This window comes from Saccharopolyspora sp. MMCC62, assembly GCF_057736575.1.
The window spans coordinates 186,316-207,660 of sequence record NZ_JBYKCM010000003.1; the positions used below are offsets into that span (position 1 = coordinate 186,316).

Annotated in this window: 24 protein-coding genes; 7 read left to right on the forward strand and 17 right to left on the reverse strand. The window is 73.4% G+C overall.

Features of this window, described 5'->3' with window-relative positions; translation table 11 throughout:
• Position 1 precedes the first annotated feature (1 nt).
• Together msrB and AC29IT_RS08420 are read right to left on the reverse strand one after the other, a co-directional pair.
• Positions 2 to 424, reverse strand: coding sequence for a peptide-methionine (R)-S-oxide reductase MsrB (msrB, locus tag AC29IT_RS08415; protein ID WP_358433016.1), 423 nt, complete (start codon positions 422 to 424; stop codon positions 2 to 4).
• Positions 425 to 471: 47 nt separating this feature from the next.
• Positions 472 to 783, reverse strand: a complete 312-nt coding sequence (locus tag AC29IT_RS08420) for a hypothetical protein (RefSeq protein WP_358433018.1) — start codon at positions 781 to 783, stop codon at positions 472 to 474.
• Positions 784 to 849: 66 nt separating this feature from the next.
• Here AC29IT_RS08420 and ligD point away from each other — a divergent pair, with 66 nt between their 5' ends.
• Positions 850 to 1,875, forward strand: a complete 1,026-nt coding sequence (ligD, locus tag AC29IT_RS08425; RefSeq protein WP_358433020.1) for a non-homologous end-joining DNA ligase — start codon at positions 850 to 852, stop codon at positions 1,873 to 1,875.
• 338 nt (positions 1,876 to 2,213) lie between these two features.
• Here the strand turns inward: ligD and AC29IT_RS08430 are convergent, their stop codons facing one another.
• Positions 2,214 to 3,767 (reverse strand): alpha/beta fold hydrolase, encoded by a 1,554-nt coding sequence (locus AC29IT_RS08430; RefSeq protein ID WP_358433022.1) that lies wholly within the window; start codon positions 3,765 to 3,767, stop codon positions 2,214 to 2,216.
• Between the two features lie 224 nt (positions 3,768 to 3,991).
• Between AC29IT_RS08430 and AC29IT_RS08435 the strand changes: the two genes are divergently transcribed.
• Positions 3,992 to 4,894, forward strand: a complete 903-nt coding sequence (locus AC29IT_RS08435) for an EamA family transporter (protein WP_358433024.1) — start codon at positions 3,992 to 3,994, stop codon at positions 4,892 to 4,894.
• 102 nt (positions 4,895 to 4,996) lie between these two features.
• Here AC29IT_RS08435 and AC29IT_RS08440 read toward each other — a convergent pair whose 3' ends face one another.
• The 11 genes from AC29IT_RS08440 to AC29IT_RS08490 form a co-directional block, all read right to left on the reverse strand.
• Positions 4,997 to 6,079, reverse strand: a complete 1,083-nt coding sequence (locus AC29IT_RS08440; protein ID WP_488218329.1) for an ATP-dependent DNA ligase — start codon at positions 6,077 to 6,079, stop codon at positions 4,997 to 4,999.
• Between the two features lie 125 nt (positions 6,080 to 6,204).
• On the reverse strand, positions 6,205 to 6,870 hold the full coding sequence (gene amaP / locus AC29IT_RS08445; protein ID WP_488218330.1) for an alkaline shock response membrane anchor protein AmaP: 666 nt from the start codon (positions 6,868 to 6,870) through the stop codon (positions 6,205 to 6,207).
• Positions 6,870 to 7,403, reverse strand: a complete 534-nt coding sequence (locus tag AC29IT_RS08450) for a DUF6286 domain-containing protein (protein ID WP_358433030.1) — start codon at positions 7,401 to 7,403, stop codon at positions 6,870 to 6,872. Before AC29IT_RS08450 ends, amaP begins: the two co-directional genes overlap by 1 nt.
• Positions 7,404 to 7,407: 4 nt before the next feature.
• The gene (locus tag AC29IT_RS08455; protein WP_358433032.1) at positions 7,408 to 7,812 is read right to left on the reverse strand and encodes an Asp23/Gls24 family envelope stress response protein; all 405 of its coding nucleotides are present in this window, start codon (positions 7,810 to 7,812) and stop codon (positions 7,408 to 7,410) included.
• Entirely contained in the window at positions 7,809 to 7,988 is a 180-nt protein-coding gene (locus AC29IT_RS08460; RefSeq protein WP_488218331.1) for a hypothetical protein, read from the reverse strand. The genes AC29IT_RS08455 and AC29IT_RS08460 overlap by 4 nt, the downstream gene beginning before the upstream one ends.
• Before the next feature lie 49 nt (positions 7,989 to 8,037).
• A complete protein-coding gene (locus AC29IT_RS08465; protein ID WP_358433034.1) occupies positions 8,038 to 8,340 on the reverse strand; it encodes a hypothetical protein in 303 nt (100 codons plus the stop codon).
• The gene (locus AC29IT_RS08470; RefSeq protein ID WP_488218332.1) at positions 8,337 to 8,705 is read right to left on the reverse strand and encodes a hypothetical protein; all 369 of its coding nucleotides are present in this window, start codon (positions 8,703 to 8,705) and stop codon (positions 8,337 to 8,339) included. Before AC29IT_RS08470 ends, AC29IT_RS08465 begins: the two co-directional genes overlap by 4 nt.
• Positions 8,706 to 8,780: 75 nt before the next feature.
• The gene (locus tag AC29IT_RS08475) at positions 8,781 to 9,308 is read right to left on the reverse strand and encodes an Asp23/Gls24 family envelope stress response protein (RefSeq protein WP_358433038.1); all 528 of its coding nucleotides are present in this window, start codon (positions 9,306 to 9,308) and stop codon (positions 8,781 to 8,783) included.
• 138 nt (positions 9,309 to 9,446) lie between these two features.
• Entirely contained in the window at positions 9,447 to 10,016 is a 570-nt protein-coding gene (locus tag AC29IT_RS08480; protein ID WP_488218333.1) for a hypothetical protein, read from the reverse strand.
• The gene (locus AC29IT_RS08485) at positions 10,009 to 10,578 is read right to left on the reverse strand and encodes an RNA polymerase sigma factor (protein ID WP_358433042.1); all 570 of its coding nucleotides are present in this window, start codon (positions 10,576 to 10,578) and stop codon (positions 10,009 to 10,011) included. Before AC29IT_RS08485 ends, AC29IT_RS08480 begins: the two co-directional genes overlap by 8 nt.
• The gene (locus AC29IT_RS08490; protein ID WP_488218334.1) at positions 10,575 to 11,297 is read right to left on the reverse strand and encodes a pyrimidine reductase family protein; all 723 of its coding nucleotides are present in this window, start codon (positions 11,295 to 11,297) and stop codon (positions 10,575 to 10,577) included. Before AC29IT_RS08490 ends, AC29IT_RS08485 begins: the two co-directional genes overlap by 4 nt.
• A gap of 165 nt (positions 11,298 to 11,462) precedes the next feature.
• Here AC29IT_RS08490 and zapE point away from each other — a divergent pair, with 165 nt between their 5' ends.
• Positions 11,463 to 12,491, forward strand: a complete 1,029-nt coding sequence (gene zapE, locus AC29IT_RS08495; protein WP_358433044.1) for a cell division protein ZapE — start codon at positions 11,463 to 11,465, stop codon at positions 12,489 to 12,491.
• A gap of 4 nt (positions 12,492 to 12,495) precedes the next feature.
• On the opposite strand, the gene rocD is transcribed toward zapE, so the two are convergent.
• The gene (gene rocD, locus AC29IT_RS08500) at positions 12,496 to 13,737 is read right to left on the reverse strand and encodes an ornithine--oxo-acid transaminase (RefSeq protein ID WP_488218335.1); all 1,242 of its coding nucleotides are present in this window, start codon (positions 13,735 to 13,737) and stop codon (positions 12,496 to 12,498) included.
• Between the two features lie 288 nt (positions 13,738 to 14,025).
• On the opposite strand from rocD, the gene AC29IT_RS08505 reads away from it, so the two are divergent.
• Positions 14,026 to 15,066 (forward strand): lactonase family protein, encoded by a 1,041-nt coding sequence (locus AC29IT_RS08505; protein WP_488218336.1) that lies wholly within the window; start codon positions 14,026 to 14,028, stop codon positions 15,064 to 15,066.
• 39 nt (positions 15,067 to 15,105) lie between these two features.
• On the opposite strand, the gene AC29IT_RS08510 is transcribed toward AC29IT_RS08505, so the two are convergent.
• Complete coding sequence (locus AC29IT_RS08510; RefSeq protein WP_358433050.1) at positions 15,106 to 16,707, reverse strand: serine/threonine-protein kinase; 1,602 nt, start codon at positions 16,705 to 16,707, stop codon at positions 15,106 to 15,108.
• 285 nt (positions 16,708 to 16,992) lie between these two features.
• Here AC29IT_RS08510 and AC29IT_RS08515 point away from each other — a divergent pair, with 285 nt between their 5' ends.
• From AC29IT_RS08515 to AC29IT_RS08525, 3 genes are read left to right on the forward strand one after another with little or no spacing between them, the layout of a single operon-like run.
• Positions 16,993 to 18,453 carry a sugar ABC transporter ATP-binding protein gene (locus tag AC29IT_RS08515; RefSeq protein WP_488218337.1) on the forward strand — a complete coding sequence of 487 codons (1,461 nt, stop codon included), beginning with the start codon at positions 16,993 to 16,995 and terminating at the stop codon, positions 18,451 to 18,453.
• Positions 18,450 to 19,499 (forward strand): ABC transporter permease, encoded by a 1,050-nt coding sequence (locus tag AC29IT_RS08520; protein WP_358433054.1) that lies wholly within the window; start codon positions 18,450 to 18,452, stop codon positions 19,497 to 19,499. Before AC29IT_RS08515 ends, AC29IT_RS08520 begins: the two co-directional genes overlap by 4 nt.
• Positions 19,500 to 19,524: 25 nt before the next feature.
• Positions 19,525 to 20,526 (forward strand): sugar ABC transporter substrate-binding protein, encoded by a 1,002-nt coding sequence (locus AC29IT_RS08525; RefSeq protein WP_488218338.1) that lies wholly within the window; start codon positions 19,525 to 19,527, stop codon positions 20,524 to 20,526.
• A gap of 219 nt (positions 20,527 to 20,745) precedes the next feature.
• On the opposite strand, the gene AC29IT_RS08530 is transcribed toward AC29IT_RS08525, so the two are convergent.
• Positions 20,746 to 21,204: a peroxiredoxin gene (locus AC29IT_RS08530; protein WP_358443075.1), complete on the reverse strand. Its 459-nt coding sequence runs from the start codon at positions 21,202 to 21,204 to the stop codon at positions 20,746 to 20,748.
• Between the last annotated feature and the right edge of the window lie 141 nt (positions 21,205 to 21,345).

The following is a 21,345-nucleotide window of genomic DNA, read 5'->3' on the forward strand; positions in this document are numbered from 1 at the left end:
GTCAGCTCTGCGGGACGTGCCGGAGGGCGATCGAGTTGATGCAGTAGCGCTGGTCGGTGGGGGTGTCGTACCCCTCGCCCTCGAACAGGTGCCCCAGGTGGCTCAGGCAGCTCGCGCACAGCACTTCGACGCGGACCATGCCGAGCGAGCGGTCCTCGCGCAGGACCACCGCGTCGGAGTCGCGGGCGTCGAAGAACGACGGCCAGCCGCAGTGCGACTCGAACTTCTCGGTGCTGCGGAACAGCTCCGCCCCGCAGGCCCGGCAGTCGTACGCGCCGACCGCCTTGGTCTCGGTGTACTCGCCGGTCCACGGAGCTTCGGTGGCGGCCTGGCGCAGCACCGCGTACTCCTGCGGACCGAGCTGCTCGCGCCATTCCTGCTCGGACTTCACGACTTTCGGGGTGGCACCCACGACCGGATCCATGCGTCCACGCTAACCCTTCGCAAGATCGAGTGCCCGCGTGCTCCCGCTCACCCGTCGAAGAACGTGCCGAGCATGAAGCCCACCGCGTTCCACACGGTGACGACGACGCCGAGCAGGATCAGCAGCACGACGAGCACCACCACGACCCGCCGGTGCCCCTGCGCCCGGTTCGCGCAGCGGGCGAAGTCGTCGACGCCGCTGAGCATGCCTTCGACGGTGGCCTTCGAGCCGGGACGTTCCATCCGGTCGAGGTGCTCGGCGAAGGCGCGCGCCTCCGGGTCGTGCGGGTCCAGCCCGACGAGGTCGTCGGCGAACCGGTCCCGCGGTGCGTCGGGATCGTGCTGGCCTGCAGGCGCCATGGCACCACGGTATCCCGCGGGCGGCGGTCGCAGGCAGTGCCGGAGCCGCCGACCTACGCTGCGCGGATGGCGGAGGCAGCGCGGGAACTGGACGTCGCGGGCAGGACGGTGCGGTTGTCGCACCCGGACAAGGTGTACTTCCCGGAGCGCGGGTTCACCAAGCTCCAGGTCGCCGAGTACTACCTGGCGGTCGCCGAGCCGCTGCTGCGCGCGGTGGGGGACCGGCCGACGACGTTGAAGCGGTTCCCCGGCGGGGTCGGGTCCGAGCCGTTCTACGCGAAGCGGGTGCCGAAGGGCGCGCCCGGCTGGGTGCGGTCGGTGCGGGTGACGTTCCCGTCGGGGCGCACCGCGGACAGCGTGCTGCCGACCGAGCCCGCGGTGCTGGTGTGGGCGGCCGGGCTGGGCACGCTCGACTTCCACCCGTGGCCGGTGCGCTCGGCTGACGTGGAGCACCCCGATGAGCTGCGCATCGACCTGGATCCGCAGCCCGGCACCGGGTTTCCGGAGGCCGTGGCGGTGGCGCAGGTGCTGCGGGAGGTGCTGGCGGAGGCCGGCCTCACCGGCTTCCCGAAGACCTCCGGTGGCCGCGGGGTGCACGTGCTGGTGCGCGTCGAGCCGCGCTGGGACTTCATCGAGGTGCGGCGCGCGGTGATCGCGCTGGCCCGCGAGGTGCAGCGCCGCATCCCCGAGCAGGCGACCGTCGCCTGGTGGAAGGAGGACCGCGGGCGGCGGGTGTTCCTCGACTTCAACCAGGCCGCGCGGGACCGCACCGTCGCCTCCGCGTGGTCGATCCGCGGCACCCCGCGTGCCACCGTGTCGATGCCGCTGACCTGGGAGCAGCTGCCGGACGCCGAACCGGACGACTTCGACCTCGCCACGGTGCCCGCGCTGCTCGCCGAGCGCGGCGATCCGCACCGGGGCCTGGACGCGGCGCCGGGCTCCCTCGACCTCGCGCTCGACTGGTTCGAACGCGACCGCCGCGACCGCGGGCTCGGCGAGCTCCCGTACCCGCCGGACCACCCCAAGATGCCCGGCGAACCCACCCGCTCCCGCAAGGCCTCCCTGGCGGCGGAGCACGACGAGAAGGCCTGATCACCCACCCGTGCGGTCCGATTCGTCACGGAAAGGCACGGTGACGGATTGCAATGGGTGCATGTCGGCTGTTCAGCAGGTCGGCGGACGGCCGATCCCTCGCTCGGCGGTGTCACCCGCGGTGTTCGGGCGCGCATGCTCGCTACCGCTGGTGCTCAAGCACGTGAGGAGAACGCCATGGTTCCCACCGAGACCGAAACCACCCCGCAGGCCAGCGGCGGTTGCAGCTGCTGCGCGAGCTGCAGCGGCCCCTCCTGCGGGTGTTGCTCCGGCTGCTGATCGCACGCACCGGGTTCCGGGGGCGCGGGTTCCGCACCCCCGGAATTCGCGCGTGCTGATCAGGCGGGGCAGGCCTTGCCCGCGGCGGGGATCGCGCCCTGCACGAGGAATCGGCTCACCGTCTCGGTCACGCAGTCCGAGCGGCCGATCGCGCCGTGCCCGGTGCCCTGCCAGTTCACCGCGACCCCGGTCGGCAGCTGCTCCGCCAGGTGCTTGCTGCCCTGCACCGGGACCAGCGGATCGTTCTGGGTGGTCACCACCGGGATCGGCGGCAGGCCCGGAACGGAGGGCGGCGGCAGCTCCTCCTGCGGCTCCGGCCACTGCGCGCACCAGGCGAGGCGCTGCGCGAACAGGCCGCCGAACAGCCGGTTCGACCCCGTCCACTCGGTCGCCACGTCCACGAGCCGCTCGGCGGGCAACCGCAGCCGGGTGTCGTTGCAGCTGGTGATCAGGTCGCCGTCCAGCTGCGCGGGATCGGCGCCGGTGTCCCGCACCAGCGGTGCGGCGAGCGCGCTGATCTGCGCGCCGTTCCCGGAGTTCGCCGCGGCCAGCGCCGATGACAGCCGCGGCCAGCGCTCCGGGTCGCCCAGGCCGTGCAGCAGCACCCGCACGATCTTGCCCGCGCCCACCGGCCCGTCCGCCGCGGGCAGCGACGTCGACCGGGTGCGCTGCACCAGTTCCTGCACGGTGCGGCGCGGATCGGGGCCCAGCGGGCAATCCCGGCTCGTGCAGTCGGCGGCGAACGCGTCGAAGGTCTGCTCGGCGGACTGCGCCTGCGCCCCGGCCACGGCCATCGTGTCCAGCTGCGGGTCGAGCCCGCCGTCGAACACCATCCGGCCCACCGAATCCGGGTAGCGCTGGGCGTAGGTGGTGAGCACCCGGCTCGCCTCGCCGAGGCCGATGGCGTGCAGCTTCGGCACGTCCAGCTCCAGCCGCAGCTCCTCCAGGTCGGCCGCGGTGCGCCACGAGTCGTAGGCCTGCAACCGGTCGTCCAGGTCCAGCAGGCACTCCTGGCTGGACACCCGCACCGAGGTCAGCAGCCGGTCCATCGAAGCCCGGTCGGTGGCCTGCGGGTCGAAGCCGACGATGTTCTCCCGCTGCGTCGGCGGCATGCAGTCCGCCGGGTCGGACTGGCCGGTGCCGCGCCGGTCCATGCCGATGATCCGGAACGTGCGCAGCAGCTCCGGCGGCAGCCGCAGCGCCAGCCGCGCGGCCACCGAGGTGCCCGGCTCGCCGTGCACATCGCCCAGCACCACCAGGGGAACGCCGCCGGTGCCGGTGCTCAGCAGCGCCGCGCGGGTGGTGCCCTCGGCCGGGGCCTCCGGGGAGTCCAATGTGGTCAGCAGCTGCGAGCAGGAGAACGACGGGCCGGTCGCGGGCAGCGCCAGCTCTTCGCGGGTCTCCCCGGTGCAGTCCGCCCAGTTCAGCGCGCTGCCCGCGGACGGGCCGAGTCCGGGCAGCGGGGCGGGTCCGGGCGGCGCCGGGGCCGGGGCCACCGGCTGCTCGGCGTCCCGGTAGGCGACCGCGGGCCGCTGCGACGGGCCCGCGGAACACCCCGCCACCAACCCGGTGAGCAGCAGCAGAGCACCGATGCGGTGGCTGGTGCGCGGCACGACTGCTCCTCTGCGTGGTCGGGATCTGCGCCGAGCATCGCATGATCGGCGTGAGCACCGGGTGAGGGGGAGCGGTGCGTGCCTCGTCGCAATCCGGTTGGGTGCGGCCGCACCGGCGGCTACGGTTCGCCGGGCACCGGGGCCGGGCCGACGTGCGCACCGGCCTCGCGCCGGGTACCAGCAGAGCGGAACGGGTGGCCGACCCGGGAGCAGGAGGAACAGGCGTGGTCGCGGTCAACATGGACGGTGCGTCGTCGCGCGGACGGCCCCTCTGGGCCGGGGTGCAACCGGCGGTGGCCCGCGGTTTCGGCGCCGTGCCGCCGCCGGTGCTGGTGCTGCTCGGCGTGATCAGCCTCCAGGTCGGAGCCGCGTTCGCCAAGCAGCTGTTCGCGCTCGCCGGGGCGTCCGGGGTGGTGACGCTGCGCCTGCTGTTCGCCGCGCTGGTGCTGGTGGTGGTCTGGCGGCCGTCGCTGCGGCTGGACCGCGCCACGCTGCTGGTGGTCGCCGGGTACGGCGCGGTGCTGGCGGGGATGAACATCTGCCTGTACCAGTCGATCGACCGCATTCCGCTGGGCGTGGCGGTGACCATCGAGTTCCTGGGACCGCTGGCGGTGGCGGTGTTCGGGTCGAAGCGGAAGCTGGACCTGCTGTGGGCGGTGCTCGCCGGGGTCGGCGTGCTGCTGCTGTCCGGAGTGGACGGTGGGCTGGATCCGGTGGGCGTCGGGTTCGCGCTCGCCGCGGCGGTGCTGTGGGCCTGCTACATCCTCGTCGGCGCGAAGCTGGGCAGCCGCACCAGCGGCGGATCCGGGCTGGCGCTGGGCATGGCGTTCGGCGCGCTGGTGGCGCTGCCGTTCGGGATCACCGGGGCAGGCGCGCAGCTGTTGTCGGCACCGGTGCTGGTGGCGGGTCTCGTGGTGGCGCTGATGTCCTCGGTGGTGCCGTACTCGCTGGAGCTGGAGGCGCTGCGGCGGATGCCGCCCCGCGTGTTCGGCGTGCTGATGAGCTTGGAGCCTGCGGTGGCCGCGCTGGCCGGTCTGCTCGTGCTGCAGGAGGCGCTGGGCGTGCTGCAGTGGGTCGCGATCGGCTGCGTCGTGCTCGCCTCGATCGGCGCGACCCGCAGCACCTGATCGCCCTCCGCGCGGCGGGGAATCCGCTCACCTGCGGTTCCGTTCTCCCGGAACAAGATCCGCTGCTAATAGCGAGTGGATCATCGTCGCTGGGGTTCGACGTCAGCCGTGGAGGAGGGCGTCCAGGTCGTAGCGGGCGGGCTCGTCGAGCTGGTCGTAGCGGCAGGACTCCGGTTCGCGGTCCGGGCGCCACCGCAGGAACTGCGCGGTGTGCCGGAACCGGGACGGCACGGCCCCTTCGGTGTGGTCGTAGGAGACCTCGGCGACCCGCTCCGGCCGCAACGGCTGCCACGGCTGCACCGAGCTGCGCCAGCGGTTGACCGCGCCGGGCAGCCTGCGGCCGTCGTGGGCCTGCTCGCCGAGCCACGGGTGCGGCTCGTCGGTGCGCAGCGGCGCCAGTTCGGTCGCGAGTTCGCGCCGCCGCTCCGCGGTGAACGCCCCGGCCACGCCCACGTGGTGCAGCACGTCCCGGTCGTCGTGCAGTCCGAGCAGCAGCGAACCGACGGCGGTGCCCGGTTCGGTGCCGGTGTGCCAGCGCAGCCCGGCGACGACGCAGTCCGCGGTGCGCACGTGCTTGATCTTGAGCATGGTGCGCTTGCCCGGCGCGTACGGGCCGGCACCGTCCTTGCCGATCACGCCGTCCAGGCCCGCTCCCTCGAACACCCGGAACCATTCGGCGGCGGTGGCGGAGTCGGTGGTCAACGGCGTGATCCGCAGCCCGGGGCCGGTGATCGCCAGCTCCTCCAGCCGCCGCCTGCGCGCGGTGAACGGTTCGGCGCGCAGGTCCTCCTCGTCGACGGCGAGCAGGTCGAACGCGATGAACAGCGCCGGGGTGCGCTCGGCCAGTTCCCGCACCCGGCTCTCGGCGGGGTGGATGCGTTCGGACAGCGCGTCCCAGTCGAGCCGCTGTCCGTCCGCGTCGGAGCGGACCACGACGAGTTCGCCGTCCAGCACGGCGGGCCGCCGCACCCGGCCCGCGGCGCGCAGCACTTCGGGGAAGTAGCGGTCGAGCGGTTTGCCGGTGCGGGATTGCAGCACCGCGGGTTCGGCGCTGCCGGGGTCGGCGAACAGCAGGCAGCGGAAGCCGTCCCACTTCGGCTCGAAGCAGAGCCCCGGCCGGTCGGGGATGCCGTCCACCGGCGCGGCCAGCATCGGTTTCACCGGCGGTTGCACGATCAACGCCACCTGGACCTCCCCGCAGCTCGGACTCCGAGTATGTGGCCGTCGGCCGCTGCGAGCCCGCCCATCGGGCACCCCGGACAGCACGATGGCCCGCCCACCGGGGTGGACGGGCCATCGGTGTTCGCGGGTCAGCGCACGCGCTGGCGGGCGCCCCGGTCGAGCTGGAGGCGGATCGCGGTGGGCAGCGCGTCCACGTCGAGGGCCCGGCGGGCGCGGGAGAGGACCTTCGCGTCCAGTTCCTCCCACACGTGCCGCACGTTCGTGCCCTCCTGCAGCGCGAGGGTGAGCCGCACGTTGGGCCGCTGGTCGGTGCCCGCCATCCGCACCCGGGCGCGGGTGACACCGGTGACGCTCTCCGCGTCGGCGCGCACCGCCTCGGTCAGCGCGTGCGAGGTGATGGTCGCCGAGCTCTCCGCGTCGCCGTGCAGCCGGAGGTCGGGGCGGCCTTCGGGGCGCAGCGCCCGCAGCAGCCACCACAACCCGAGCAGCGCCAGCACGATCCCCGCCACGATCGCCACGCCGAAGGCCAGCGGCCGGTTGCCGCCCGCCCACTGGGTGAGCAGCGGGTCCAGCACGGGCCGCTGCGCGCGGAACCGGCCCAGCCAGCCCGCGCCGACGACCAGCGCCGCCGCGCCGGCCAGCAGCAGCACCAGTCCGAGCACGCCGAGCAGCCACCGCTCGAAGCCGAGCGAGCGGCCGACGGCGGTCCGGCTCGGCCGCGCGGGTGTCTTGCGGGTGGCGGACTCGTTCCCGGTGCCCTCGTCGGGGCGGGTCGTGGTGTCCTGGGTCGACATCACCGCTCCTTCGCGGGGGAGACCGACACCGACACCCGGGGCCGGCGTTGCAACGGCAGGTCTTCGACGGTGTCGGAGGCCTTCTTGGCCACCCGGTCGCGCAGGTCGCCGACGCTGCGGAACCGGCCGCGGGCCTTCACCTTCACCTTCCGGCGGTCGGCGGTCACCGTGGCGCCTGCGACCCCGTCCTCGGCGCGGACCTGGTGGCCGACCAGCCGGGCCAGCGAGCGCGGGTCGGTGGTGACGGTGACCTCGGGGGCGGGGTCCGCGAGCCGGACTTCCTTGCGCCCGGCGCGGAACACCGCCAGCAGCAGGATCAGCCCGACGACCGCGACGGCGGCGGCGACCAGCCGCACCGGCAGGTCGTGCCAGCTCAGGCCGCGCAGCGACGATCCGGCGGCGGACCAGGGGACGAGCACGCCGCGGGAGCCTGGATTCGTCCAGGCGCCGATGGCCTCCACCACCAGCAGCACCCCGACGACGAGGGCGATCAGCCCGGCCGCGGCGGTGATCAAACGGACTAGGGCACGCACGGGCTCACTCCACTCGGTCTCGTTTCGGGGCGGGCACCAGTGCGGACACGGTGACCTCCACCGCCGTCACCCGGCAGCCTGCTTGCCGGGACAGTTCCTCGCGGACTCGTTCCCGCACTTCGCGCACGGTGTCGCGCACCGGGGCGGGGTAGCGCAGCGCCAGGTCGAGCCGGACGCGCAGCTCGCGGTCCGGGCCGGTGAGCCGGGCGCTGGACCCCTGGGTGCCGACGCCCACGCCGACGATGCGGCGCGGTGCGCGGGTGGTGCCGGAAACGCCGTCCGCGGCGTGCTCGGCGATCTTGCGCAGCACCGCTCGGTCGATGTCCAGCGAGCCGCGTTCGGCGGCGTCGTCCGCCGCGGAGGTCCGCTCGGTCGCGGCCTCGGCCCGCTCGGTGGCGGGGGCGCTCATCGGTCCTTGCCCCGGCCCAGCAAGTCGCCGATCTCCAGCTCGCCGTCCAGCACGCGGCCGACGATCAGTCCGATCGCCCCGATCACCAGGGCGATGAGGAAACCGGTGAAGCCCCCGGCTGCGGCGGCGACACCGAGGAGGAGCCCGGCGAACAGGCCGGTCTGCGTTGCGTTCATCGTGGGAGAAACCTTCCTGACTGGGAGGACCGTGCGTCGGCTGTCAATATCACCGCACCCGGCTGCGGCGCTTCCGCAGCCGCCACGCCCGCACCCGGCGCAGCACGCCGCCGAGGCCGCGCGGGTCGGCGACCACGACCACCGGCGCGTCGTAGCGGTCGGAGGGCCGGGCGCGGCGGTCGCCGCGTTCCGGGCGGGAGGGCGCGGGATTCCGGTCGGTGGCGTCGCGGCGGGCCTGCAGCGCGGCGAGGCCCGCCACGAACGCTTCGTGATCACCGCCCACATCGGGGTGGTGCGCGCGGACGAAGGCGCGCAGGCGGACCCGCGCGTCGTCGTCCGGCGAGCCCGTCATCGCGGTGCCGCCTCGTCCTGGCCGGGGGCATCGGCCTCGTCCGAGGTGAGCACGTCGACGACGGTGATGTCGACCGGAGCCGGTCCGGTCACGGCGAGCACGCGTTCGCGCAGTGCGGCCACGATCCCCGGCAGCGGCTCGGTCAGTCGCAGCACCACGCCGACTTCGACGGGTTCGCCGCGTTCGCCGACGCGGACTCCGGTGACCTGCCTGCCGGGCAGGTAGGCGGCGATGGTGCCGTACGCGCCGCCGTGCAACCGGGTGACGGACGGGTGCGCGAGCACCGCCCGAGCGACCCGGTCGGCGAGCTGCTCCTCGATTTCGGGATCGTCCCGGCCGTGGTCACCGGGCGCGGATTCGGTCATGTCGGTGTCCTTCGAGAGCGGGCCGGGATGGGAAGCGCGCGGCCCCGGCCGGGGCGTCCGGAGCCGCGCGCCGTCTCACTCCACGCGCGAGGAGGCGGGGGCGCTGCCACCGTTGCCGCCGTCCTCGTCGTCCTCCGAGGGCAGGTGGATGTCGTTGACGGAGATGTTGACCTCGATGACCTCGAGGCCGGTCATCCGCTCGACGCCGTTGATCACGTTGCGGCGCACGGCGCGGGCCAGCTCGACGATGGAGGCGCCGTACTCGACGACGATGTCCAGGTCGATCGCGGCCTGCTTCTCGCCGACCTCGACGGTCACGCCCTGCGTGGTGGTGGTGCCGCTGCCGCCGGGGATGCGCTCGCGGATGGCGCCGAAGGCGCGGGAGACGCCGCCGCCCATGGCGTGCACGCCGGAGATCTCGCGGGCGGCGATGCCGGCGATCTTCTGCACCACGGAGGCGGCGATCGTCGTCTTGCCCTGCGAGGTGTCGTCGGCGAGGCGGGCCGGGGTGGCGCTGCCGCTGGGGCTCAGGCCCTTGCCGCCGGTCGTGGACCCGCTCTGGGTCTCGGTGCTCTGGGCGGAGGTACCACTCGACTGGGCCATGAAAGGGCTCCTTCCCCTGAAGATCTCGTTGTCGCCCTGGGCGGTCGCAGTCGCCTGCGAGCTCCGGGACTGCAAGATCCGATGCGAGTGATCCCGGAACATCGCGCAACTGCGACCTAGGTCACATGAATGAGCTAATCACGAGCTCTGCGGGGGCGCGACATCGGCGACCCGCACCCACACCGACGGTGCCGCCGCGCCCAAGTGCTCCCGCAGCGCACGCCCCAGATCATGCTGCAACCGGGCCGTCAGCGCAGGGGCGGGCAGCCCGTAGCCGATCTCCACGTCCACCCGCACCTCGCGCACGTCGCCGGTGCAGGACAGCAGCCGGGTGCCCGGCACCTCCGCGAGCAGTTCCGCGCCGAGCCTGCGGGCCAGCACCATCGTCGCCTGCGCGGAGACCCGCAGCGTGCCGAGCTCCTGGGCGACCTCGGCGGGTTCGCCGCCGGCGGCGGCGCGGGCGCCGCGCACCGTGAGCAGCGCCCGGGACACCAGCCCTTCAGGGGGTTCGACGGCGAGCTCCGCGGCGCGGCGCACCGGTTCCCAGCCGGTGGGCGCCAGGTCGGTGAGCGCGGCCCGGCAGTGCGGGCAGGTCCGCACGTGCGCCGCGACGCCGTCCGGTGCCTCCCCGGCGAGGTGGTCGAGGAGGTCGCCGATGGTGCGGCCGCAGGGCAGCGCGTGGTCGGGGTCGAGGGGAGCTTCACCCACGGTGCATCTCCTTCAACCTCGACAGCAGGGCCAGCCGCGCCCGGTGCAGCCTCGATCGCAACGCCGCGACGTTCACCTCTAGCACCTCTGCGATCTCTTCGTAAGACATCCCTTCGAACTCGCGCAGCACCAGGGGAACCCGTTGCGACGGTTCCAGGGTGGCGATCGCGCGGTGCACCAGGTCGGCTTCCTCGGCGCGCACCGCGAGCCCTTCGGGGTTGCCGGAGTCGTGGTCGGAGACGAGGTGGTCCATCGAGTCGTCGCCGACGTCCAGGGCCACGGTGTTCTTGCGCCGCCGCACCTGGCCGAGCGCCGCGTTCGTCACCACCCGGTACAGCCAGGTGGTGGGCGCGGAGTCGCCGCGGAACCGGGCCAGCGAGCGCCACGCCGAGACCCACGCGTCCTGCACGGCGTCCTCGGCTTCGGCCTGGTCGTTGAGGATCCGGTACGCGACCCGGTACATCGACCGGGTGTGCCTGCGGACGAGTTCGTCGAAGGCCACGCCGTCGCCGTGCTGGGCCGCGGCCATCAGGTCCGCGTCGCTGTCGCCCCGTCCGGTCACGCTCGGAGTCTCCCGTACCGCAGCAGCAGCAGCGATTCCTCCGCCCGCAGCACCGACAGCAGCCGCATCCGGTGCGGGTCGGGCAGGTCCGGCCCGGCGGCGATGCGCCCGGCGCCGCCGCCCGCGAGCAGCGGGGAGACGGTCAGGCACAGCTCGTCGACGAGGTCCGCGGCGAGCAGGTCGCCGAACAGGTGCGGTCCGCCTTCGCAACCGATCCGCAGCAGCCCGCGCGCGGCGAGCGCGGTGAGCGCACCGGGCAGGTCCACGGCGCGGTCGCCGGTGACGACGACGTCGGCGCCCGCGTCGGCCAGCGCGACCCGACGCGCCTCCGGCGCCGACTCGCAGGTGAGCACGATCGGCGGCACCACCGTGTCGGTGAGCAGCGGCGAGTCCGGTTCCAGCGAGCAGCGGGCGGTGACCACCGCGATCGGCGGCACCTCGGACAGCCCGAACCGGGCGCGGCGGTCCGCGTCCACCTCGTGGCGCTGCACCCCGTGGTAGCCCTCCACGAGCGCGGTGCCCGCGCCGACGAGGACCACGTCGGACAGGTCCCGGATCAGCGCCAGCGCCCGCTGGTCGGCGGGGGAGGACAGCCCGCGGGAGCTGCCGCGCACGCTCACCGCCCCGTCGAGGCTGGACACGAAGTTCGTGCGCAGCCAGGGTCGGGTGAGGTCGGAGGGGAAGTCGTAGAACGCTTCGATCTCCGGCGTCACCTCCACCGGAGCCGCAGCACCGGGAGGATCGCCGTCTGAGGGCCACAACCTGTGCACCCGTCCATCCCAGCACGGCACGCCCGCCGCCCGCGGGCAGGGCCGCCGTTCCCGGGCCGCCCGGGTGATGACCGCCACCGGCTACGGCGGGAACAGCGGTTATAGAGTCGGCGCATGACCGCCGCGCGCCTCATCGACCGCCGCCCCGAGCTCAGCCCGGCCGACATGGTCGACGCGATGACTCCGCCGCCGCGGTTCGGCGAGGCCCGGTTCGAGACCTACGTGCCGAACCCGGACGAGCCGAGCCAGGCCGCGGCCGTCGAGGCCTGCCGCGCGTTCGCCGAGCGGGCGTCGGCCGCGGCCGCGGGCGGTGGCTCGTGGTGGCGTTCGCTGTTCGGGGGCGGCCGCGCCCCGGCGGGCAAGCCGGGCCTGTACCTGGACGGCGGGTTCGGCGTCGGCAAGACGCACCTGCTGGCCTCGGTGTGGCACGCCGTTCCGGGGCCGAAGTCGTACGGCACCTTCGTCGAGGTCACCAACCTCGTCGGCGCGCTCGGGTTCAACGAGACGGTGCGCAGGCTCGCCGAGCACCGGCTGCTGGCGATCGACGAGTTCGAGCTGGACGACCCGGGCGACACGATGCTGGTCACCCAGCTGATCGCGAAGCTCACCGATGCGGGCGTGCACATCGCGGCGACCTCGAACACGCTGCCCGGCAAGCTCGGCGAGGGCCGGTTCGCCGCGGTGGACTTCCTGCGCGAGATCCACGCGATGTCGGCGCGCTTCGAGGTGCTGCGGGTGGACGGCCCCGACTACCGGCACCGCGGCCTGCCCGACCCGCCGGAGCCGGTGGACGACGCCGAGCTCACCGCGGAGGCCGAGTCGATGCCCGGCGCGACGTTGGACGACTTCGACGCGCTGTGCGAGCACCTCGCCTCGGTGCACCCGTCGAAGTACGGGCGGCTCGTCTCGGACGTCAGCGCGGTGCACCTGCGCGGCCTGCACGCGGCGCCGAACCAGAACGTGGGCCTGCGGCTGGTGGCGTTCGCGGACCGGCTCTACGACCGGGCGGTGCCGGTGCGCGTGTCGGGGGAGCCGCTCTCGGAGCTGTTCACCGAGGAGATGTTGCGCGGCGGCTACCGCAAGAAGTACCTCCGCGCCCTGTCCCGCCTCACCGCCCTGTCCCGGGACGCCGTCAAGTCCTGACGGATCACCGGGCGAGTGCGTCGACGATCGCGTCGACGCCCTGGTCGAGCTCCTCGCGGGTGATGGTGAGCGGGGGCGCGATGCGCAGCGTGGTGTCCTGGGTCTCCTTGCACAGCACGCCGTTCGCGGCGAGCCGCTCGCTGACCTGGCGCCCGGTGGGACCGCCGGGGGAGATCTCCACCCCGGCCCACAGCCCGCGCCCGCGCACTTCGGCGGCGCCGCGGCCGACGAGTTCGCCGAGCCGCGCGTGCAGGTGCGCGCCGAGCTCCCGGGATCGCGCCTGGTACTCGCCGGTCGCCAGCATCCGCACCACTTCCAGGCCGACGGCGCAGGCCAGCGGGTTGCCGCCGAACGTGGAGCCGTGTTCGCCGGGCCGCAGCACGCCCAGCACCTCGCGGCTGCCGACGACCGCGGAGACCGGCAGGATGCCGCCGCCGAGGGCCTTGCCGAGCGTGTACAGGTCGGCGCGCACGCCCTCGTGGTCGCAGGCCAGCAGCTCGCCGGTGCGGGCCAGCCCGGACTGGATCTCGTCGGCGACGAGCAGCACCCCGCGCTCGTCGCACAGCTCCCGCAGCCTGCGCAGGTAGCCGGGCGGCGGCACCACGACGCCGGCTTCGCCCTGCACCGGTTCGACGAGCACCGCCGCGGTGTGGTCGGTGATCGCCGCCGCGACCGCCTCCGCGTCGCCGTAGGGCGTGATCGCGAACCCGGGGGTGAACGGGCCGAAGCCGGCGCGCGCGGTGTCGTCGGTGGAGAACGACACGATCGTGGTGGTGCGGCCGTGGAAGTTGGCGCCGGCGACGACGATCTCCGCGCGGTCCGCGGGCACGCCCTTGACCTGGTAGGCCCACTTCCGGGCGAGCTTGATGGCGGATTCGACGGCTTCGGCGCCGGAGTTCATCAGCAGCACCTGCTCGGTGCCGGTGAGCTCGGCCAGCTCGCGGCAGAACGGTCCGAACCGGTCGTGGTGGAACGCCCGGCTGGTCAGCGTGACGCGACCCAGCTGCTCGGTGGCGGCGGCGACCAGCCGCGGGTGCCGGTGCCCGAAGTTCAGCGCCGAGTACCCGGCGAGGAAGTCCAGGTGGCGACGACCGTCCACATCGGTCATCCACGCCCCGTCCGCTTCGGCGATCACGACCGGCAGCGGGTGGTAGTTGTGCGCGCTGTAGGTGTCGTCCAGCCGCAGGTATTCGGCGGAGCGGGTGGTCGCGGCCGGGCGCGGAGTCTCGGTCGAAGCGGAGGTCATGCTGCTCAGGCTAGGCGGCCTCTGCCTTCGTTTCAGCCGGGAGCTGTTGCTTCTTTCGGCGGATCGTTGCGTGATTCGATCTCTGCGCGCAACGTTCCGTCTCCGCGAGTTCGGGACGCGCGGGGCTGTCCGCGGGCCGCCGCGCGCGCTACCGTCGGCGAAGTTCGGATGAACGGCGCGTGCACCGCCGATGACTCGGCGTGCCCGGCGAGCGCCACCGGGAGGTCGGTCCCGGAGCCGGGTCGAACGCGCGCAGGCAGGTCCCCAACGTCGGGTGGAGGTCGCTTCATGTCCGTGGACGCGCAGTACCGGGTGTACCTGGGGGCCTACACCGGCTCCGATTCGGGAGCGAACGGGATCCGCCTCGCGTTCGCCGACGAGGCGGGCCGGCTGCGCTGCACCGACACCGTCGCCGACGCCTACGACCCGTCGTTCCTCGCGCTGTCCCCGGACGGCGGGACGCTGTTCGCGGTGAACGAGGTGGCGCGCGGCCGGGTGGTGGCGTTCCAGGTGGGGGCGGACGGCGGGCTGACCGAGATCAACTCGCAGCCGACGCACGGGTCGGCGCCGTGCCACCTGAGCGTGCACCCCGGCGGCCGGTTCCTGCTCACCGCGAACTACCTGTCCGGCAACGTCGTCGTGCACCCCATCGGCGAGGGCGGCGTGCTGCGGGAGGCGTGCCACGCGGTGGACCACTCCGGGCAGGGCCCGGACAAGGACCGGCAGGAGGGCCCGCACGCGCACCAGATCGTGCCGTCCCCGGACGGCCGCTTCGCGCTGGCCGCCGACCTGGGCACCGACTCGGTCTACGTGTACGCGTTCGACGGGGACACCGGGCACCTGGCGCTCAAGCACGAGGTCGGGTGGGCGCCGGGGACGGGCCCGCGGCACCTCGCGTTCCACCCGGACGGGGACCGCGGCTACTTGGTGGGGGAGCTGACCTCGACGATCACCGAGTTCGCCTTCGACGCGGGGAGCGGCGAGGTGCGGCCGGGCCGGGTGCTGCCGCTGCTGCCCGCGGACTTCACCGGGCGGAGCCTGGCCGCGGAGGTCGTCGTGTCGCCGGACGGGCGGTTCGTGTTCGCCTCGAACCGGGGGCACGACAGCATCGCCATGTTCGCCGCCGAGGGGTTCGCGCAGCTGGGCGTGGTGCCCGCGGGCGTGCGCGGGCCGCGGCACATCGCGCTGTCCCCGCGCGGGGACGTGCTGTACGCGGCGGGGGAGCTCAGCGACACCGTGCAGGCCTTCGCGGTCGCCGCGGACGGCGGCCTCACGCCGGTCGGCGACCCGGTGCCGTCGCCGTCGCCGGTGTGCCTGCTGCCCGCCTGACCGGCGGGGTGACCGGTCCGTCCGGGACGGACGGGCCGGTCAGACCATGCGGTCGTCGTAGCTGCCGCGGCCGTACTGCTGGAGGGCCTGGCGGACGCGCCGGCCTTCCTGCCTGCGGGTGAGCGGGCCGCCCGTGGCGCCGATCGGGTAGACCCGCGTGCCGCCGTGATACGGGCGGGTCGGGTTCCAGATCCGCCAGCCCGGGGCCGGGCTGCCGGGCCGGGTCCACACGGTCACCGACTGGCCCTTGCCGGTACCGACGACGGCGACCCGGCTGACGTGGCTCCACGGAATCTCGCGGGCGAGGAGCCCGGCGCGGGAGACGCGCAGGCCCTCACCGCTGACCTTGAGCCGCAACCCGGGTAGCAGTGCCTTGACCAGCGACAACGCCCCGCTGATGGTGAGCAGCAGCATCCCGAAGCTGGTCAGCGCCCACACCTCGGCGCTGCCGGTCTGGCCGATCCGCAGCACCACGTAGATCAGCCCGAACATGAGCGCCGCGGACACGAGTGCACCGAGCCGCCCGCCGGTGACGAACACCGGTCCCGGCCCGTCGGCGCGCACCCGGTCGACCGGCACCGCGGGCCGGGACGGCGCGATGCGGGCGGGCGCGGCGGTGCCCGGTCCCGCTTCGGGTTGCTGCGCGGTCGGTTTCGGCCGGGCCGGGATGATCGGCTTCACCGGTGCGGCGGGGGCAGCGGACCAGTCGCCGCCGCCGCGCTGGCGGGCGGGCCGCGGCGGGTCGGCGGGCGGTGCCGCTTCGGAGGCCCGCTTGAGCTGCGCGGTGTGCTCGGTGATGACGGCGGTGATCTCGGCGGGCAGCCAGCTGTCGCTCTGCGGGGAGGCCTCGCCGACCTGGTCGAGCAGCTGGGCGGGGGTCGGCCGCGCCGCCGGGTCCTTCGCGAGGCAGCCGCCGATGAGCGTCCGCAGCCCGGCGGGCAGCGCGTCGAGGTCCGGTTCGTTGTGCACGACCCGGTACAGCATGGCGGCGGTGTTCTCGTTGCCGAACGGTCCGGCACCGGTGGCGGCGAACATGAGCACCGCGCCGAGGGAGAACACGTCGCTGGGCGGTCCGACGTCGGTGCCGACGGTCTGCTCGGGGGAGAAGAAGCCGGGGGTGCCGAGGAAGATGCCGGTGGCGGTGAGCGCGCTGCTGCTCATGGCCCGGGAGATGCCGAAGTCGATGACCCGCGGCCCGTCCGGCCCGAGCAGCACGTTGCCCGGTTTGAGGTCGCGGTGCACGAGCCCGGCGCGGTGGATGGCGCCGAGCGCCTCGGCGAGCCCGGCGGCCAGCGAGCGCACGGTCTGCTCCGGCAGCGGTCCGTGGTCGGCGACGGCGCGGTGCAGGGTGGGGCCGGGCACGTACTCGGTGGCCAACCAGGGCTGGTCGGCTTCGGTGTCGGCGTCGATGACGGTCGCGGTCCAGAACCCGCCGACGGAGCGGGCCATCTCGACTTCGCGGCGGAACCGCTCGCGGAACTCGCCGTCGTCGGCGAGCTCGGAGCGCACGAGTTTGATCGCGACGCCGCGACCGCCGCGGGACCGGGCCAGGTACACGGATCCCATCGCGCCGCCGCCGATCTTGGCGAGCAGTCGGTAGTTCCCGACTCTGTTCGGTTCGCCGGCCGCCAGCGGCTGCACGTCTCGTCCCCCTCTTGGATTGCTGCGGTGCCCACTCCGAGCTTACGGAGTGGGTGGTTGCGTCGTTCGCGGATGCCGTCGCGTCCGTTCGCGTGCAACGATCGGTAATCGGTTACTTGGCTTCGCTGCGAGCCTTTCGGGTTCGTGATGTTGTGAGTATGCTCCGGCGCACCGCTGCGGCGGGCGATCGATGGTGATCGAGGAGGCGGCGTGTCGCAATCCTTGCAGTCCGGTTCGGATGATGCGGGATCGGTGCAAGAACGGGCGGTGGTTCGGCTTTCCGGGGTGAGCAAACGATTCCCCGGGGTCGTCGCGGTGTCCGAAGTGGACTTGGAAGTGCTGGCCGGTGAGGTCCACGTGCTGGCGGGCGAGAACGGCGCGGGCAAGTCGACCTTGATGAAGCTCGTCGCGCAGGTGGAGCCGCCGAGCGCCGGTCGCATCGAGGTGGACGGCGGGCAGGTCGGCTACCAGGGACCGGGATCGGCGCGGCGGCTGGGCATCTCGATGGTGCACCAGGAATTCGCCCTCGCCCCGGACCTGTCGGTCGCGGAGAACCTGTTCATCGGGCACGAACCCGGCAGCGGCGGCCTCATCTCGCGAGCCGCGGAGCGCAGGGCGGCCCGGGACCTGCTAGCCAGGGTGGGCCTGGACGTCGATCCGGGCCGCCGCGTCGGCCGGTTGTCCACCGCCGAGCAGCAGCGGGTGGAGCTGGCGAAGGCGCTCGCGGTGGACGCGAAGGTGCTCATCCTCGACGAGCCGACCGCCACCCTGACCGAGCGGGAGACCGCGGAGCTGTTCGGCATCGTCCGCGAGCTCACCGCGCAGGGCATCGGCGTCCTCTACATCTCGCACCGGCTGGACGAGATCTTCGAGATCGGCGACCGGGTCACGGTGCTGCGCGACGGCGCGGTCGTCGCGACCCGGCCGGTCGCCGAGCTGGACGAGTCGCGGCTGGTGACGCTGATGGTGGGCCGCGACGTGCAGAACCTGTACCCGCGCACCTACGGCACTCCCGGCGAGGTGCGCTTGCGGGTGCGCGGGCTCAGCCGCGGCGACGCGGTGCGCGACGCGAACTTCGAGGTGCGCGCCGGCGAGATCGTCGGCATGGCCGGGCTGGTCGGCGCGGGCCGCACCGAACTGGCCCGCGCGGTGTTCGGCGCCGAACCGCCCGACGCGGGCGAGGTGTCGCTGGACGGGGCGAAGCTGAAGATCCGCGGTCCGGCGGACGCGATCGCCGCGGGCATCGGCTACCTCACCGAGAGCCGCAAGGCCGACGGGCTGGCGCTGCAGCTGGGCGTGGACAAGAACATCACGCTGGCGAAGCTGCCGATGGCCTCCGGCCTGATCGACCTGGGCGCGGAGCGGCGCATCGCCGACCGGGAACGGGACCGGCTGCGCATCCGGGTGCCGTGGGTGGGCAGGCCGGTGCAGGCGCTCTCCGGCGGCAACCAGCAGAAGGTGGTGCTGGCGCGCTGGCTGCAGACCGAGGCGGACGTGCTGTTCTTCGACGAGCCGGGCCGCGGCATGGACGTGGGCGCGAAGTCGGAGATGTTCAGCCAGCTGGATTCGCTGGCCGCGCAGGGCAAGGCGATCGTGCTGATCTCCAGTTACCTGCCCGAGCTGCTGAACATGTGCGATCGGATCCTCGTGCTGCGCGAGGGCCGGATCGCCGGTGAGGTCGAGCGCGCGGACTTCTCGGAGGAACGGATCGTCGCGCTCGCGACCGGAGCGAAGGAGGGCCAGTGAGCGAGCAGCCGGGCAAGGACGAAGAGGCCCCGCAGGACGGCGGGGCGACCGCGACGGGGGCGACCGCGGACCGGCCGGGGCTGCTGGGCGGGTTGACCGACCGGATGCAGGGCGCGGTGTCGCAGGTCGCGGCCGCGGGCGCGCTGATCGTGGTGTTCGTGGCGCTGTCGATCGTGGCGCCGTCGTTCCTGACCGCGGACAACCTGTTCAACCTGGGCTCGCAGACCTCGGTGAACGCGGTGATGGCGGTCGGCGTCACGCTGGTGATCATCACCGGCGGCATCGACCTGTCGGTGGGCTCGGTGGCGGCGCTGTCCGGGGTGCTGGGCGTGATGCTGATGGCGGACTTCGGGTTCCACCCGCTGCTGGGCATCCTCGGCGGCATCGTGGTGGGCGCGGCGGCGGGCCTGGTCAACGGGCTGCTGGTGTCGACGGTGGGGCTGCCGCCGTTCATCGCGACGCTGGGGATGCTGAGCGTGGCGCGCGGGCTGGTGCTGATCACGACGGGCGCGGTGGCGGTGTTCGGCGCGCCGGAGTCGTTCCGGCTGCTCGGGCAGGGCGTGCTGGGGCCGATCCCGGTTCCGGTGCTGCTGATCGTGCTGGTCGCGGTGGTGGGCCACTTGGTGCTGACCCGGACGCGGCTGGGCCGCTACGCGTACGTGATGGGCTCGAACATGGAGGCCGCGCGGCTGTCCGGCGTGCCGGTGCGCAAGCACACGACGTGGGTGTACGTGGTGGCGGGCAGCCTGGCCGGGCTCGGCGGCATGATCGCGGCCTCGCGGATCAACTCGGGGCAGCCGAACTTCGGCGAGGGCCTGGAGCTGGACGTGATCGCGGCGGTGGTCATCGGCGGGGCGAGCCTGTTCGGCGGGCGCGGCACGGTGCTCGGGTCGCTGATCGGCGCGTTCCTGGTGGCGGTGATCCGCAACGGGGCGGTGCAGCTCAACATCGGCACCTTCTACCAGAACGTGCTCATCGGCGTGATCATCTGGCTGGCGGTGTGGTGGGACTTCTACCAGCGCCGCAAGCTCGCCGGCGACGCGTGATCCGGGGACGAGGGAGTTCGCTGCGATGAAGAAGGTCCTTCCGCTGGTGTGCCTGGCGGTGCTGCTGCTGTCCTCCGCGTGCGGCCTGGAGATCCGGAAGCCGACGGGGACGAGCGCGCAGCAGGGCGGCGCGATCCGGTTGGCGGTGATCCCGAAGGCGATCGGCTTCGACTTCTGGGAGCAGGTGCGGGTCGGCGCCGAGTGCGCGGCCACCAAGCACCCGAACGTCAACGTGCACTGGGACGGCGTCACCTCGGAGGACGACGTGAGCGGGCAGCAGAGCCTGCTGCAGGACTCGCTGGCGCAGGGCGTGCAGGGCCTGGTGTTCGCGGCCACCGACGCGAAGGCGCTGGCGGAGGTCACGAAGTCCGCGCGGGAGCAGGGCACCACGGTGGTCAACATGGACTCGGGCACCAGCCCGCAGCCGCCGGAGGTGCCGGTGTTCGCCACCGACAACGTGGCGGCCGCCGAGCAGGGCACCCAGCTGCTGGCGGACCGGCTGGGCGGCCGCGGCGAGGTGGCGTTCATCGAGTTCCTGCCCGGCACCAGCACGAACGAGACCCGCGCGGAGGGCTTCGAGCGCGGGCTGGCGAAGAACCCGGGGCTGCGGCTGGTGGCGCGGCAGTCGTCGAACAGCGACTACAACACGGCGTTGCAGGTCACCCAGGACATCCTGACGGCGAACCCGGGCCTGAACGGGATCTACGCGGGCAACGAGCCGAGCGTGCTGGGTGCCGCGGAGGCGGTGCGGCAGGCGGGCAAGCAGGGCCAGATCAAGATCATCGGATGGGACACCTCGGAAGGCCAGATCGAGTCGCTGCGGGACGGCGTGATCACCGGCCTGATCGCGCAGAACCCGTTCAAGATGGGGTTCGCGTCGGTGAACTCGGCGGTCGAGCAGATCCGCGGCGAGCAGCACGGCACCCCGGAGACGAACACCGGCTCCTCGGTGGTGACGAAGGAGAACCTGGACACCCCGGAGATCCAGAAGCTCCTGAACCCGTCCTGCGCGGCTCCGCCACGCTGAGGATTCCTCCTCACCCGCTGCTCGGGTGGCGGGTGGCGGAACCTCAGCGGGATTCTCGCTGCGGGATCGTTTTCACCGGTGGCTCCGCCACAGGAGAAAACGCTGTCCTCGCGAGAATCCCGCTGAGAACCCGCGGCGGTGCCGGTTGATGAGGTGGTCGCCGCTCAGCGGCTTCGCCGCTGACAGACGCTGACCGGAGGGCCCGCTCGGGTTCGCGGGTCAGGCGCCGCGCTGTTCGCGGAGGTAGGTGAGCGCGGTGTCGGCGTGGGAGGCCATGTTGAACTCGCTGCGCACCACTTCCAGCACGGTGCGGTCCGGCCCGATGACGAACGTGTGCCGCTTCACCGGCAGCGGCCCGAAGCGCCGCTTCACCCCGAACTGCCGCGCGACCACGCCCTCCCGGTCGGACAGCAGCGGGTAGTCGAAGGAGTTCGTCCGCGCGAAGGTGGCCTGCTTGGCGACCGGGTCGGTGCTGATGCCGACCGGGTGCGCGCCGAGCTCGGCGAACTCCGCCGACAGGTCCCGGAAGTGGCAGCTCTCCGCCGTGCACCCGGAGGTCATCGCCGCCGGGTAGAAGAACAGCACCACCGTGCCGCCGTCGAGGAGCTCCGAGAGCTTGCGCTCGGTGCCGTGCTGGTCGGGCAGTGCGAAGTCGTCGACGGTGTCGCCTGGGCGCATCGGAGCTCCTTGATCGTGGCCGGCGATGGTCACCCTAAGCCCCGGACGGGCCTGCGCGGCACAGCCTGTCCGTTTGCCGCCTCGGCGCGCCGGGTAGGGCACGGCTGAGCGGCGAGGCGCGAACCGGCCCGCCGCGACGAT